The sequence below is a fragment of the Capnocytophaga sp. H4358 genome (assembly GCF_002302515.1).
GTDB classification, from domain to species: domain Bacteria; phylum Bacteroidota; class Bacteroidia; order Flavobacteriales; family Flavobacteriaceae; genus Capnocytophaga; species Capnocytophaga canis.
Genome location: NZ_CP022380.1, coordinates 2453369 through 2467758, shown reverse-complemented (window position 1 = coordinate 2467758; position 14390 = coordinate 2453369). Strand labels below are relative to the sequence as shown.

14 protein-coding genes are annotated in these 14390 nt (G+C 33.9%); 7 read left to right on the top strand and 7 right to left on the bottom strand.

Features of this window, described 5'->3' with window-relative positions; all coding sequences use genetic code 11:
* Window positions 1-28: 28 nt before the first annotated feature.
* From CGC49_RS10355 to CGC49_RS10325, 7 genes are all read left to right on the top strand, one after another.
* The gene (locus tag CGC49_RS10355) at window positions 29-1435 is read left to right on the top strand and encodes a TlpA family protein disulfide reductase (protein WP_369801086.1); all 1407 of its coding nucleotides are present in this window, start codon (window positions 29-31) and stop codon (window positions 1433-1435) included.
* Between the two features lie 63 nt (window positions 1436-1498).
* Window positions 1499-1927 (top strand): DUF2147 domain-containing protein, encoded by a 429-nt coding sequence (locus CGC49_RS10350; RefSeq protein ID WP_095912573.1) that lies wholly within the window; start codon window positions 1499-1501, stop codon window positions 1925-1927.
* Between the two features lie 6 nt (window positions 1928-1933).
* Window positions 1934-3035, top strand: a protein-coding gene (gene prfB / locus CGC49_RS10345; protein WP_095912572.1) for a peptide chain release factor 2 whose coding sequence is annotated in 2 segments (ribosomal slippage) — window positions 1934-1996 and window positions 1998-3035 — 1101 coding nt in all. Because the reading frame shifts where the segments join, the coding sequence is not laid out codon by codon here.
* Window positions 3036-3224: 189 nt separating this feature from the next.
* Window positions 3225-3641 (top strand): DUF2750 domain-containing protein, encoded by a 417-nt coding sequence (locus CGC49_RS10340; protein WP_042007927.1) that lies wholly within the window; start codon window positions 3225-3227, stop codon window positions 3639-3641.
* Between the two features lie 151 nt (window positions 3642-3792).
* Complete coding sequence (gene folD / locus CGC49_RS10335; protein ID WP_042346091.1) at window positions 3793-4671, top strand: bifunctional methylenetetrahydrofolate dehydrogenase/methenyltetrahydrofolate cyclohydrolase FolD; 879 nt, start codon at window positions 3793-3795, stop codon at window positions 4669-4671.
* Between the two features lie 11 nt (window positions 4672-4682).
* Window positions 4683-5195 (top strand): hypothetical protein, encoded by a 513-nt coding sequence (locus CGC49_RS10330; RefSeq protein ID WP_042007930.1) that lies wholly within the window; start codon window positions 4683-4685, stop codon window positions 5193-5195.
* A gap of 99 nt (window positions 5196-5294) precedes the next feature.
* Window positions 5295-6353 (top strand): nucleoid-associated protein, encoded by a 1059-nt coding sequence (locus CGC49_RS10325; protein ID WP_095912571.1) that lies wholly within the window; start codon window positions 5295-5297, stop codon window positions 6351-6353.
* A gap of 62 nt (window positions 6354-6415) precedes the next feature.
* Here CGC49_RS10325 and CGC49_RS10320 read toward each other — a convergent pair whose 3' ends face one another.
* The 7 genes from CGC49_RS10320 to CGC49_RS10290 form a co-directional block, all read right to left on the bottom strand.
* Window positions 6416-7102 carry a hypothetical protein gene (locus tag CGC49_RS10320; RefSeq protein WP_095912570.1) on the bottom strand — a complete coding sequence of 229 codons (687 nt, stop codon included), beginning with the start codon at window positions 7100-7102 and terminating at the stop codon, window positions 6416-6418.
* Between the two features lie 289 nt (window positions 7103-7391).
* On the bottom strand, window positions 7392-8255 hold the full coding sequence (locus tag CGC49_RS10315) for an RNA polymerase sigma factor RpoD/SigA (RefSeq protein ID WP_042007932.1): 864 nt from the start codon (window positions 8253-8255) through the stop codon (window positions 7392-7394).
* Between the two features lie 112 nt (window positions 8256-8367).
* Window positions 8368-9003 carry a viroplasmin family protein gene (locus CGC49_RS10310; protein ID WP_042344712.1) on the bottom strand — a complete coding sequence of 212 codons (636 nt, stop codon included), beginning with the start codon at window positions 9001-9003 and terminating at the stop codon, window positions 8368-8370.
* 31 nt (window positions 9004-9034) lie between these two features.
* The gene (locus CGC49_RS10305; RefSeq protein ID WP_232745182.1) at window positions 9035-9835 is read right to left on the bottom strand and encodes a class I SAM-dependent methyltransferase; all 801 of its coding nucleotides are present in this window, start codon (window positions 9833-9835) and stop codon (window positions 9035-9037) included.
* A 9-nt stretch (window positions 9836-9844) separates the two neighbouring features.
* Entirely contained in the window at window positions 9845-10513 is a 669-nt protein-coding gene (locus tag CGC49_RS10300) for a DUF2461 domain-containing protein (protein WP_095912569.1), read from the bottom strand.
* Window positions 10514-10594: 81 nt separating this feature from the next.
* The gene (locus tag CGC49_RS10295) at window positions 10595-13336 is read right to left on the bottom strand and encodes a PD-(D/E)XK nuclease family protein (RefSeq protein ID WP_095912568.1); all 2742 of its coding nucleotides are present in this window, start codon (window positions 13334-13336) and stop codon (window positions 10595-10597) included.
* Window positions 13337-13388: 52 nt separating this feature from the next.
* Window positions 13389-14351 (bottom strand): SIS domain-containing protein, encoded by a 963-nt coding sequence (locus CGC49_RS10290; protein ID WP_042344724.1) that lies wholly within the window; start codon window positions 14349-14351, stop codon window positions 13389-13391.
* Between the last annotated feature and the right edge of the window lie 39 nt (window positions 14352-14390).

Sequence of the window (14390 nt, the reverse complement as noted above, 5' to 3'; positions counted from 1 at the left end):
TGCCTCAGAGATGATGATAAATGTGGTGATGAATCGAATAATATACTTTCTTTTTTTGATATTTTTAGTGTCTTGTGATAACACTGAAAACCAGCAGTTAACCTACATAAAAGGCTTCTTACCTAACACTAAAGAAAAGGTGGTTATTCTCTATGAAAATGACAAAGCTATTGACTCCATAACGCTTGATGAAAACAAAAAGTTTTTACTTGAAATGGATATTAAGGAAAAAACTTTGTACAATATTGAAATAGATCATCAGTATGTTTATGTCTACGTAGAGCCTAAAGATAGCTTAGTTTTTACGGGAAATATTTCTAACCTATCTGAAAGCTTATCCTTTTCAGGAAAAGGTGCTAATATCAATAATTTTATGCTTTCTCAATGGATTGAGAATGAAAAGGTAACTGCTTTTATCAAAAGAAATAATGCTCTTGAACCAATCGAATTTAAGAAAAAAATAGATTCTATCTACGAACAAAAACTGCAACATTATCAACTTTTTGTAGAAGAAAACCCTTCATTGTCTGAAAATGCAAAAAAAATTGCATTGGTAAGTGCTACTTATCCTTTATTTCGTGAGGTAGAGTCCTATCCATTTATTTATCAACGAAATAGCAATAACTCGGTAGCAAACTCATTGCCCAAAGATTTTTACAATCACCGCGATTTTATTGAGTTTGACAACAGCTCATTGGAATATTACCGTCCCTATTACAGCTACATGGTGATGTTAATCAACAATTTAACTTTTAAAAAATACAATCTAACACACAACGCTCCCGATATTAACAAAGACGAAGAGTTTCACTTGAAAAAAATACAAATCATAGACAGTCTTTTCCCTTCAGGAATGATGCGCGATAATCTGTACAGAAATGCCGCGTATGCTTATATTTTTAACATACAGAATAAACAGGATTGTCAATGCTATATGGAGGAATTTTACAAATACAATGAAAAAAACATTCATAAAGCAGAGTTAGAACAAGTGTTCATCCGAACAATTGATCTACAAAAAGGACGCACTCCACCTGAATTTGAAATCATCGACTTGGACGGAAATTACTACAAATTATCAAATATTGTTCGACCTAAAGTGACCGTCGTTTATTTCTGGTCTGTAAACCAAAGAGAAATGTCAAACCTTATTTTCAACAGAATTTTACAATTGAAGGAATTATTCCCCAATGTGGAATTTATCGGCATTGATGTTGGACAAAATGTTTCTGAATGGTGTAATACGGTATTCACATCTTCAAATCGATTAGTAGGACAGCAATTCCATTCTACAAACTTCGATGATTTATCTCGAAAATTATTAATAAACAATATTAGTAAAACACTGATAATTAGTGAGGATTACAGCATCATATCTGCTTTCGAAAACATATTCAGTCCAAACGTGGAGCGATTTTTAGTCTTAGGAGAGTAAATCTATTCCGTAAATACTATTTTTTTCATATATTTGTCCCAACAACTAAAAACACAATTGTATATGAAACGAATAGTATTTTCTTTTGTAGTTGTTTTATTACATACGGTAATGCTTCAAGCGCAAAGCATTATGGGCAAGTGGAAAACAATTGATGATGAAACAGGAAATAAAAAGTCAATTGTTGAAATATTCGAGGAAAACGGAAAAGTTTACGGAAAAATTATTGAACTTTTCGAAGAGAAAAACAAAAATGCAATTTGTTCCAACTGTTCAGGTATCAATAAAAATAAACCTTATTTGGGATTGATTATTATCAATGACCTAAAAAAAGATGGTAATGAGTGGAGTGGAGGAACTATTCTGGATCCAAAAACAGGTAAAGAATATAAATGCTTGATTGCATTAGAAAGTACTAACAAACTGAAAGTTAGGGGATATGTTGGCTTTTCCCTAATAGGAAGAACCCAATATTGGCAACGTATAAAATAAAGAATAATGACAAATACAGAACAAGTTAAGGATTTAGTGAATCGCCTGGGTGCGTTAAGGAGGTATCTTTGACGTAGATGGTAAACGCATCGAAATTGCGAATGAAGAAGAGAAAACATTCGCCCCCAATTTTTGGGACAATCCAAAGGAAGCTGAAAAAATAATCAAAGAACTTCGATCTAAAAAAAAATGGGTAGAGGATTATGAGGAGTCAGAATCATTAACCTCCGAGTTGGAGATTCTCTTAGAATTTCAAAAAGAAGGAATTGCCTCTGCTGATGAAGTAGATACGCAGTACGCTAAAGCACTACATCATATTGAAAATTTGGAATTCCGGAATATGCTTTCTGATGAAGGTGACTCCATGAGTGCTGTTTTGCAAATCACTGCAGGAGCTGGAGGTACAGAGAGTTGTGACTGGGCTTCAATGCTATTGCGCATGTACACAATGTGGTGTAACAATCAGAAATACAGCGTAAAAACTTTAAACTTTCAAGAAGGGGATGTCGCTGGAATTAAAACAGTCACCATCGAAATTGAGGGAGAGTATGCTTTTGGGTATTTAAAAGGAGAAAATGGTGTACATCGATTGGTGCGTATTTCCCCTTTTGATAGCAATGCAAAACGACACACTTCGTTTGCTTCGGTATATGTGTATCCATTGGCAGATGATACTATCGAAATAGAAATAAACCCTTCGGATATCAGTTTTGAGACAATGCGTTCGAGTGGAGCGGGTGGACAAAATGTGAACAAAGTAGAAACCGCTGTTCGATTGCGACACCATCCCACTGGAATTATCATTGAAAATTCCGAAACGCGCAGTCAATTGGACAATAAAAACAAAGCTTTACAACTCTTAAAATCACAGCTTTACGAAATTGAATTAAAAAAACGCCAAGCAAAACGTGATGAAATCGAAGCTGGAAAAATGAAAATCGAATGGGGATCACAAATACGAAACTATGTGATGCACCCTTACAAATTGGTGAAAGACGTACGCACTGCTCACGAGTCTACGGATGTTGATAGTGTCATGAATGGAGAAATAGACGCTTTTTTAAAGGCTTATTTGATGTTGATGGGACAATCGGAAGAATCTAATTAGTTAGCGACGGAGTTAATTTGTATGTATTCTGAAAAATATCAAAGAGTTTTATTAAAAGAGAACTCTTGTAAATACAAACTACAGGAGAAGAAATAGAACTGAAAATGAAGTTACATTCTGTAATTTATCTAAAAAATCAATTGTAAAAAGTTTTATAACTTGAAAGTTTTTAAAAATTAGAACGAAAGAATGTATAAAAATTTTATAGAGCAAATCGTTAAAAATCAAGTCGTTTTCGCCTTAAAGAACAAAAAAGAGGTTGCCGTATGTCCCTCTGCGGAGTTTTTTGTTGAGGAAACGGGTGAGGCGATTGCTGTTTTCCCATTTTGGTCAGAAGAAACGATGGCTAAAAGCTGTCAAGAAGACGAATGGAGCGATTATCAAATAGAAAAAATTAAACTATCCGAATTCATGGAATTTTGGTGTTTGGGAATGTATGAAGATAGCGTTGCTGTAGGGATTAATTTTGACGCTAATTTGTCTGGAGCCGAAGAAACCCCAGACCAATTATTAAAGGACATTATCAAAGAGATAGAAAGAACGAATACACAAATAAAATTTCAAAATTTTGTATCGTTAAACCAATTACGAAATTTTTTCTTATAGTACAAAAAATAGCGATTTATATCAATATAAAAACAAAAAGGTTGTACGAAAAGTTGAATACTTATTAGTTTGAACCTACAAAAATCTTGAAGTAATTCATAGATTTACACATGTTCCTTTCGTACACTTACTATACCAAATATACAATGTTATGAAATTATTAGACGGAAAAAAAACATCAGAACAAATCAAGCAAGAAATTGCTGAAGAAGTAAAACAAATCAAAGCTAAAGGTGGTAAAGTTCCTCATTTAGCAGCGATTTTGGTAGGCAACGATGGTGCGAGTTTAACGTATGTTGGAAGCAAAGTTAAAGCTTGTGAGCAAGTCGGTTTTGAATCTACTCTAATAACCCTTCCTGCAGAAATCACTGAGGTGGAGTTATTACAAAAAATCAACGAATTAAACAAAAATCCTGAAATTGACGGATATATCGTTCAGTTACCATTACCGAAACACATCGACAGTCAAAAAATATTGTTAGCCGTTGACCCTGAGAAAGATGTTGATGGATTTCACCCTGCAAACTTCGGAAAAATAGCTTTAGACATGGAGGCTTTCATCCCTGCGACACCTTTTGGAATTATGGAACTACTCAAACGCTACAACGTAGAAACCAAAGGAAAGCATGTGGTAGTGGTTGGACGTTCACACATTGTTGGTCGTCCAATGAGTATTTTGCTTAGTCAAAAAGGAAATCCAGGAAATGCAACTGTTACTCTAACGCATAGTTATACTCCTAATATCAAGGAAATTACAAAACAAGCTGACATTATTGTAATGGCATTAGGCATTCCTGAATTTTTAAAAGGAGATATGGTTAAAGAGGGCGTAACTGTTATTGATGTAGGAATTACTCGCCTTGAAGATGCAAACGCTCCAAAAGGGTATCGTATTGTAGGAGACGTTGATTTTCAACAAGTTAAAGACAAGGCGGACTACATTACCCCAGTTCCAGGAGGTGTAGGCCCAATGACAATTGCTATGTTATTGAAAAACACGCTTTTAGCAAGAAAATGGAAGGATAAATAATTAATAAACGAATGATATATAAATTTAGAATTATACTTGATGTAAAAGAAGATGTTTTTCGAGACATCGCCATTGAAGGAGATGCCACACTGGAGGATCTTCACAACATTATCGTGCAGTCTTTTGGATTTGCAGGAGATGAGATGGCTTCGTTTTACTTGACTGATGAAGACTGGAATCAAGGTGAAGAAATTACTCTTTTTGACCTTTCAGAAAGCGGAGAAATTCGTCTGATGGAGGAAACCTCTATTGATTCTGTAGTGAGCGAAGAAGAACCTAAATTACTCTATGTATATGACTTTTTCTCAATGTGGACATTCTTCGTAGAACTGGTTGAAATTGCGGATGAGTATGAAAATGGAGTGTCATATCCTGCATTGCTTTTCTCTCATGGAACAATTCCTGCAGAAGCTCCTGAAAAATTATTTGAAGCTGAGAATTTTAATGAATTCGATGATGAATTCAACGATTTTGATATGGATGAGGAGGATTATGAAAACTTCAGAGAGGAAGATTATTATTGATCATTGCTTCTAAACTAAAAAATAAAGCAATATTTAGCTATTTTATAACCAAATATTAATCAAAAAATCTGTTTTGTTTCAGAAAAGTATTAAAAATTTATGCTAAATCTTTACACCACTCACATTGACAGCCTTTCTATACATCGCGTTGGAAATCAAAGCAAAAATGAACCGCTATTTTTATCGGAACAACCTTATTCATTGAATGACGAAATCATCGGGTTATTAAAGGAATATTTTTTCAAGCCTTTCCGTGAGAAAGAGGAAAATTACTTCCGATTTTCACATGAATCGGACGTGGAATTTAATGAATTGTTCCAACTTGTATCCAAAATTTTTGACAATGAAAATACAATACACCAAGTATCTAAAGAGATAGCTCAGCATTTATACAGACAATCAAGTCATCCGCATATTAAAAGCGGTGAGTTGTATGTATCTTTACTACATGACATCTATCTGGATAACCAAAAGGTAACCGCTGTTGGGATTTTCAAATCGGAGATGAAACACAGCTTTTTACAGTTTGAAGAAAATCAGAACCAATTGGATATTATTATCCAAGAGGGGGTAAATATCCACAAGTTGGATAAAGGTTGTATCATTTTCAACGTCAACAAAGAGGAAGGATATAAGGTACTTTCGGTGGATAGCAATCGTTATGACACCAAGTATTGGCTGGAAAATTTCTTAGGGGTAGATGCTCTTATCGATGAAAATTTTTACACCAAAAAATATTTGAAATTCAGCCAAGATTTTGCTAAAGATGTAATACTACCTGCCGAAGACAAGCAACAAGAGGTACTTTTCATGAATAGAGCCATCAACTATTTCGCAAAAAATGACGAGTTTGAAGAAACTGCTTTTATGAACGAAGTTCTTGACAATCCTGAGTTTATACCCGAATTTAAACATTATAAGGTGGAAAAAGGACCAAAATACAATATCGAAGACGTATCCAACTTTCCTATTGCGAATAAAGCCGTTACAGAAGCACGGAAAAAAATTAAAAACGTAATTGATCTGGATACCAACATTCAAATTCGTATGGATTTTGTGAATCCTGAATCGGCTGAAAGGTTTATCGAAAAGGGCTGGGACGAGGAAAAACAGATGTATTACTATTTGGTTTATTTTAATAAGGAGCAGAAAAATTAATTACAAACAAAGGTTATACGAGAATTCTGTATAACCTTTGTTTAATTTCATAAAATATTTTTTCAATCTGTTGATGAAGCAACAATGCCTATATAGATATTTTGAATTGGGTTGTAAACGGTATAAAAAAACGTTCCCCACCATTCTTTTCCTGCATCAAAAAAATTGGAAGTATCATCACTCCATTGATAAATTTCCAGTCTTTCTATATCTGTGAACAAAGTTTGACAGAAATCTAAAAAGTAACTTCCTTTCTCAAAAATATTTTTCCCTACTTGAAGAGAATGTGGCGGATTCAAAACCGCATAAGCAAAACCATCAGGTAAGTGAGTAAAAGTTTTAACGATATTTTCACTCGATTCTATAGTGTCATGAAAAAAATAATTATTTAAGAAATACTTTTGACCTCTTACAAGTAATTTTTGCGTGGTTATGTCATATTGCCATCCCATGAACTCAGCTGGAGTTATTGGGTTCCCTGAATGCTCAAGTCGTTGTAAATCAAGCGTAATTTCAAAAAAATCAGAGCGTTGCCCTCCTTTTTCTAAAGCCTTTTTTTCGTAATACACATCTGATTCTTTCTTAACTTCCAAAAGAGTATGCCGAGCTACTTCCAAATGTTTTTTGTATTTCGAATAAGTATGCATATCCACCAAAAAGATCTTGCAGATCACTACCCCAACAGTTTGTAAGTGTTTTGTTTTCTGAGTCAAAATAGAATCCGTTATAAGTTGAATATCTGCATCCATTATTTTCTTTTTTATGGCATTAGTAAAATTTTTGTGGTGACCTTTCAAAAAAATAGTCCTTATAATTTTAGTGATTTTAGTTTATTGAAAGCATATTTGTGAAAATTTGTGTGTATTTGTGGTTTGAATTTGACCACAAATGTACAGAATGAACACAAATTTTTAAAAATCAAAAAATACAGATTTAATAATCTTCACAAAAATTTTAGTATAGCCTTTTTTATTAATTTTGAGGAAAATAAAAAACCAAGTAGATATGTATTTCATTACTTGGCTTTCTATTGTTTTATTATCCTAAATATGTTTTTAATATTTTACTTCTTGAAGTATGTTTGAGTCGCCGTATAGCTTTTTCTTTAATTTGTCGTACACGTTCTCGGGTGAGTTCAAAGGTTTCACCAATTTCTTCCAAAGTCATTGCATGTTGGTCTCCCAAACCAAAATAAAGACGAATAACATCTGCCTCACGAGGTGTTAATGTTTCCAATGCGCGTTCAATTTCGGTACGTAACGAATCTAAAATAAGCTCTCTGTCTGGATTTGGTGACTCATTGCTTCGCAATACATCGTACAAATTTGAGTCCTCCCCTTCAACCAAAGGAGCATCCATAGAAATGTGGCGACCTGCATTTTTCATTGATTCTTTCACATCATTCACCGACATATCCAATTCTTTGGCAATTTCCTCAGCCGATGGCACTCGCTCATGAGCTTGTTCCAAATAGGCATACATCTTATTGATTTTATTTATAGACCCTATCTTGTTCAACGGTAATCGAACGATTCTGGACTGCTCTGCCAAGGCTTGTAATATAGATTGACGAATCCACCAAACGGCATAGGAAATAAATTTAAAACCACGTGTTTCATCAAAACGTTGTGCTGCTTTGATGAGTCCCAAATTCCCTTCGTTAATCAAATCAGGAAGTGTAAGCCCTTGATTTTGATATTGTTTAGCTACAGAAACAACAAAACGCAAGTTTGCTTTGGTCAGTTTCTCCAAAGCAATTGTATCGCCTGCTTTAATGCGTTGTGCCAACTCTACTTCTTCATCGGCTGTAATCAAATCTACTTTTCCAATTTCTTGAAGATATTTATCAAGAGAGGCTGTCTCCCTATTGGTTACCTGCTTGGTGATTTTTAACTGTCTCATTCTGATTAAGGTTTAAAAAACATATCCATTTACTTCGTTATACGTAACTTTCTTTAAATAAGTTACAAAAAAAATAAACTTTAACTAACTTTAACTTTCGTACACTCCTACCCTAGCCTTTTCTTCCAAAATCAGCAGGAATTTCTCCCCAAAATTTAGTTTCCCATTTCAGGATAGGATTTAGATAGGTATTTTGTTCCAACCAACATTCGGCTCGATCAATAAGTTCAAAAATCTTTTCATTTTTTGGAGTTTCTTTGAGTTTTGTTTTACATTTTTTTTGGTGAATCCATTTAATTGCTATCTGACTATCAGTGTAGATAGGCATTGTTTGATTATTTTTCTTCATCAATGCTAATGCGTGAACTATAGCGAGGAATTCTCCAATATTGTTAGTCCCGTCTTCCATTGGTGGCAATCTAAAAATTTCTTCTTTTGTAGCTGTATGAACTCCTCGGTATTCCATCACTCCTGGATTGCCACTACAGGCAGCATCCACTGAAATGGAAGGAAGTTTCGGCTTTCCAACATTTGCCATCGCTACCTGGGATACAGTTGATTTTGCCAATGTACTTTTCTTATACACTTGATACCCCATAAGAAAGGCTTGTTGAGCTAACTCTTTGGTTACAAATCCTTTATATTTAGCTTTTGGATAGTTCTCTACCGCTTTTTTACATTTATCCCATGAAGAAAAAATACCCTTCTCTCTACCTTCCCAAACTACATAAAATTTATTTTTCGACATATTACTTCTCTCTTAAATCTCAGTGTATGAATCATAATTTCCTACAAATTGGTAATATTTCATCTTTCACAATGCGATATTTTTCAATTTCGGACATACTCAATCGTTGGGCGTATCTATTTTCCTCAACCTGAAAACCAATTTTTCGCAACGTATCAAAATAATCCATGCCATAGATTCGAACATGGTCATACTGCCCAAAAATACGTGTACGTTCAACAGGATCCGTAATGCTATCATCCTGAAATGTAAGAGTTCTGTTTACATCCAACGGAATCTGAAAAATTCCCATTCCCCCTTTTTTCATTATTCTAAACAATTCATTCATAGCCTTTATGTCATCAGGAATATGCTCCAAAACATGATTACACAAAACCAAATCAAACGAATTGTCTTCAAAAGGTAAATTGCATAAATCTGCTTTCACATCAGCAAGAGGCGAGTACAAATCAGTGGTTACATAATCCCAATGTGGATTTTTTTTAAATCGTCTATAAAAAGCTTGTTCAGGAGCTACATGCAAAACTCTGATTTTCTGCTCTAAAAGATTTGTTTCATTGGTCAAATAGAGCCACAACAACCGATGTCGCTCCAATGAAAGTGTTGATGGCGAGAGCACATTAGGTCGCTGAACGCCGTAACCATAAGGTAAAAATTTACGAAATCTTTTACCGTCGATAGGATCTTTGTACCGATTGCCTCGATACCATAAACTCAAAAAAGGACGTACCCAATAACTCATTTTGATGAGCCACGGACGAGGAATTGTATTTAATATCCAAGAAATCAAAATAGTAGTTTTTTTAATCTCTAACAAAATTATAAAAGACATTGGTTTTCACTATAAGACACTTTCTCCATTCAAATCAGTGGTTAACACCTCACTCATATAGTCAAACCACGGACGCATTGCCAAAAAAGTATCTATTACTTCGTTTAAAAAATATTCATTTTCAACATCTTGATCTGAAAAATTTCGTTTTACCACCCAATGTTTCATCCTAATAAGATCAATTGCTGGGAGGTCTTTCTCAAAACCTTTGGGAGCTGTTTTTAGAGTGTCAAAAGCTTGAATATTACCAAAATATTTTTGAAACTTCATGTCTGCTATTATTTCACGAATGGGTTGGTCATCCATCTCAAATTCCTTACGAATGCGAAAAGTATCTTCTTTATTCGGATTCCAAAATCCACCTCCTACAAATGAGTTATTAGGCTCTATATGAATATAATAACCACCTCTAAGTTCAGGCTTTCTTCGAGTAAATGAAGCTCCAAAATTAGTTTTATAAGGTGATTTATCTTTTGAAAAACGTACATCTTTGTAAATTCGGAAAATATGCATATCCGTAATGTCATCATGCTGTCGCAATCGTTGTAAAATCTCTTGAAAAAAGATTTTATTATCCTTAGCAATAGCATCATATTCCGATTTATGTTCAGCAAACCACTCTCGATTGTTATTCCTTGATAAATCTTTTAAAAATTGTATTTTAACATTTTTATTCATTTAATTTTCAGTTTTTTATATTCTAATTTCATATGACCTACGATTGTATTCGCTACCAAGCTGTAAAATTCAGCTCCTACCCTACTCTTTTTCTGTAAAAGGAATTGATATATCGAAAATCTCAGCTAATAAAGCTTCTGTATATTCTTTGTAACTGTCTAATATAAAAGAGTTTATATTATAATCTTTCACATATGTTCTTCCTACTTTTTCTTTAGTATGGAACTTTATCAACCCCATATTGAGCCTCTTAAAAGAGATATTTCCTACAATCATACATTCCTGATAGCCAAAACGTTGCTGATACATGTATGCATAACTCAATAACTGAAATGCTTTGCTATACTTGAAATCAGTTACTAGCAAATGCCAATCAGCAATTCCTACAGCGTTTTCTTCTACTATACCTGTCTTATAATCAATAATATGCAACACGCCATCACGCATATCAATACGGTCAATAATTCCTTTTATATAAACAGGGAAAGGTAATTTATCACTCACAAAAGGCACTCTGATTTTTTCTTCCAAATGCAAAACAACCAATTCGGTACCTTTCTCAACTTCTTGCTGTTCAAGATCTAAAAACCGTTTCAAATAACTATGTATTACATTGAAAATCAATAAGTTTTTACCTAATTTAAAATCTTCATTTTTGTAATATTTAACGAATTTCTCTTCGATTAGAGCCTCCAATTTCGATTGCATTTCAATATAATGATGCTGTTTAAGAGGTGTATTTAAAAAAGGTTTGTACAGCGTTTCTAAAACTTCGTGAACAATATCCCCAAAAGTTCGAGCTTCGATAGTTTCTTCTACATCACGCTCTTCATAAACTTGCAGTACATTTTGTTGGTAAAATATTCGTGGGTTTAATATATAATTTGTTATAGCTGAAGGAGATAACCCTTTATCAGCCATTTCCCTCAACCGCTGAAAAACAGCTTCAGTTTTCGGTATCTGTAACATAGAACCTTTTGCGGGATACACCTCAGGAGCCTTCACCTGATATTGAATCCTGTGGTTAGGATTCCTTTCTGACAACAATTGCAGGATAAATCGGCTTTTTTCTTTACTTTTCAAACTACCATTTTCAGTGTCATAAATTAAATATATGTTTTTGGCACTCTGTAACATACGATAAAAATTATAACTATAAATAGCATCCTTATCTTTGTAGGTAGGCATCTCTAAATGAAATTTTACGTCATAAGGAATTAAGGAATTCCCACTCTTTCCCATTGGCATAACCCCTTCATTTACAGATGTTATTATAATATTATCGAAATCCAAACTACGACTTTCCAATACCCCCATCACTTGTAAACCTTCCAATGGTTCTCCTTCAAAATTTAAGGAACTTTTTTGCAATATGTCCAAATAGAAATGATACAAGGTTTTTACAGAATCTATATAGCCATATTTCCCTTGTAAAGTCTGTAACTGATTGAATAACTGATAAAAACGATAGGCGTATTCCAAACCAAGTATATTCTCATTCTTATCAGATTCTACAGCGTTCTTAATTCTGTATATTATATTTAAAGCACTGTTTATCAAATCAGTAACATAATCATCGGTTTTCTCTGGAAAAAGAACTTCCATAATTTCCTTGTCTTCATCAGGAGTGATTTCCATTAATTTTGCTTTCGACAAATATGTCAGATTTTTTTCCTTGATATGTTGAATAATTTTAGAAATTCCTTTGCCTGAAAACACTTCTTGAAGAAATGGTTGTGTAAGTAGATGTAATACATCTTTGTAACGGTAACTTTTCGATAGGTGTAGCCTGAAAAAAGCAACAAACAAATCATTCAACGGTGTTTGTTGCAAGGGGTATCCCATCGTTACGTTCACTGGAATATCCGAACTAATAGACTGTAGTACAGGGATTAATAAATGTTCATCTCCAATGACTAAAGCTGTTCGTTCCATATTACTGTGAGGTATTTCTCGTAGCAATCCAGCTACTGTATGAGCCTGATTAACACTCTTAGGAACTCCTATAATTTCAATATTTTTAGACTCTTCATAACTGCTAGTGAGCCATTTAAACTCTTTCTTTCTTTGATTATAATACCTCCAGTTGTTCTTATATTTACGAATGAAATATCCTGCATCATGGTGAACATTATCCATGAAGTACTTGTCTATGTCCCAATATATCTCAGATTCGGTATCCATTAAAATGGATTGGACTACTTGCTGTTCTGCTTTTGAAAGAGCATTAAATCCAACGAAAATATGTATTTTATGGCTGTTTTCTTGTATGTATTTAGGTAATTTTTCGACTGCTTTTTTTGCAACAAAACCTGCATATCCGTGATTTCTATCGTTTAATTTTTCATTAAAAGCGAAATAATAATCGCCAAGTGTATTCCAAAAATCCAAATATTTTTGTTGCATTTCGGTTTGTTTTTCAAAACCAGACCAATGTTCTGCTTCTTTCAAAGCGTGAATATATGGGAAAATTTTCTCGGATTGAACCAAATAATGGTCAATATCACTAAAATCTTTCAATAGTGTTTGTCCCCACCCTATAAAGGTTTCAAAATCATCGGGAGTTGTTTGACAGGTATTTCGGTATGTTTCATAAAGCTCAAACAAAAGTTGCTGATTACCAACCTCTTGAACTCCTGAAATTTGCTGTAACAATTCAGCAATACTGATAAATTCTGGAGCTATTGAGACCTTTGTGGTTTGTTCAGCAAAATATTTTTTTAGAAATAATGCCGGACGCTTACCAGATGTGACGAAAATAATTCGCTCTGTCACCATTGCATATTGCTCCAAAACATCAGTAATTACATTTTTTAAAAACATAGTTCCGTTGTAGTTAATTAAAATACATCAAAATAGTTCGAATTTATCAAACCTAAATGATTCCCTCTTGAATCAGATTATGTAAATGCACTACACCTATATATATATTACCTTCCGTAACTAACAATTGTGTGATTTTATTGGACTCCATAATCTCAAGAGCATCAATGGCTAAAGTATCAGCTTGAATTGTTTTTGGGTTCAAAGTCATGACATCCTGAGCTGTAAGTCCGCTTACCGTATCAGTTTTGCTGAGCATTCGGCGTATATCCCCATCGGTAACTATTCCCATAATTCGCTCATTTTCAACGACTGCAGTCACACCTAACATTTTTTCGGATATTTCAACAATCACTTTTTTGATGTCAGTAGTTGGTGACACCTGCGGTTTTTGATTGTTAACCACAATATCGGACACTTTCAAATAGAGTCGTTTGCCTAAAGCTCCACCAGGATGATATTTAGCGAAATCACTACTACCAAAGTTTTTCATTTTTAATAAACATACAGCCAAAGCATCTCCTAAAACCAATTGAGCAGTGGTACTAGTTGTAGGAGCCAAATTGTTCGGACACGCCTCTTTTTCAACATGAGCATACAAAATAGCATCTGCTTGTTGAGCTAAAATGGAAGTTTTATTTGAAGTAATCGCTATGAGTTTATTTTTCCCTCGCTTAAGCAAAGGTACAAGCACTTTGATTTCGGGTGTATTTCCACTTTTTGAAATACATATAACCACGTCATCCTCCTGAATGATTCCCAGGTCACCATGAATGGCATCGGCAGCATGCATGAATATAGCGGGAGTTCCTGTTGAGTTCATTGTTGCTACAATTTTACTGGCAATAATAGCACTTTTACCTATTCCTGTAACAACAACCCGTCCCTTTGATTTTAATATATAATCGACCGATTTTACAAAATTTTCATCTACAAAATCATATAATTTTAGAATAGATTTCGCTTCTTCTTCAATTGTTACTCGAGCGATTTCAATAATTTTATCTGTATCCATTAATTTTTTTCGTTTTTTTATTGTCAATTAAAAAAAAAG

What these genes read in the sequence shown, in the direction of transcription:
- CGC49_RS10355 (WP_369801086.1), top strand. Translation starts at nt 29, where the DNA reads ATGAATCGAATAATATACTTTCTTTTTTTGATATTTTTAGTGTCTTGT.
- CGC49_RS10350 (WP_095912573.1), top strand. Translation starts at nt 1,499, where the DNA reads ATGAAACGAATAGTATTTTCTTTTGTAGTTGTTTTATTACATACGGTA.
- CGC49_RS10340 (WP_042007927.1), top strand. Translation starts at nt 3,225, where the DNA reads ATGTATAAAAATTTTATAGAGCAAATCGTTAAAAATCAAGTCGTTTTC.
- folD (WP_042346091.1), top strand. Translation starts at nt 3,793, where the DNA reads ATGAAATTATTAGACGGAAAAAAAACATCAGAACAAATCAAGCAAGAA.
- CGC49_RS10330 (WP_042007930.1), top strand. Translation starts at nt 4,683, where the DNA reads ATGATATATAAATTTAGAATTATACTTGATGTAAAAGAAGATGTTTTT.
- CGC49_RS10325 (WP_095912571.1), top strand. Translation starts at nt 5,295, where the DNA reads ATGCTAAATCTTTACACCACTCACATTGACAGCCTTTCTATACATCGC.
- CGC49_RS10320 (WP_095912570.1), bottom strand. Translation starts at nt 7,102, where the DNA reads ATGGATGCAGATATTCAACTTATAACGGATTCTATTTTGACTCAGAAA.
- CGC49_RS10315 (WP_042007932.1), bottom strand. Translation starts at nt 8,255, where the DNA reads ATGAGACAGTTAAAAATCACCAAGCAGGTAACCAATAGGGAGACAGCC.
- CGC49_RS10310 (WP_042344712.1), bottom strand. Translation starts at nt 9,003, where the DNA reads ATGTCGAAAAATAAATTTTATGTAGTTTGGGAAGGTAGAGAGAAGGGT.
- CGC49_RS10305 (WP_232745182.1), bottom strand. Translation starts at nt 9,835, where the DNA reads ATGTCTTTTATAATTTTGTTAGAGATTAAAAAAACTACTATTTTGATT.
- CGC49_RS10300 (WP_095912569.1), bottom strand. Translation starts at nt 10,513, where the DNA reads ATGAATAAAAATGTTAAAATACAATTTTTAAAAGATTTATCAAGGAAT.
- CGC49_RS10295 (WP_095912568.1), bottom strand. Translation starts at nt 13,336, where the DNA reads ATGTTTTTAAAAAATGTAATTACTGATGTTTTGGAGCAATATGCAATG.
- CGC49_RS10290 (WP_042344724.1), bottom strand. Translation starts at nt 14,351, where the DNA reads ATGGATACAGATAAAATTATTGAAATCGCTCGAGTAACAATTGAAGAA.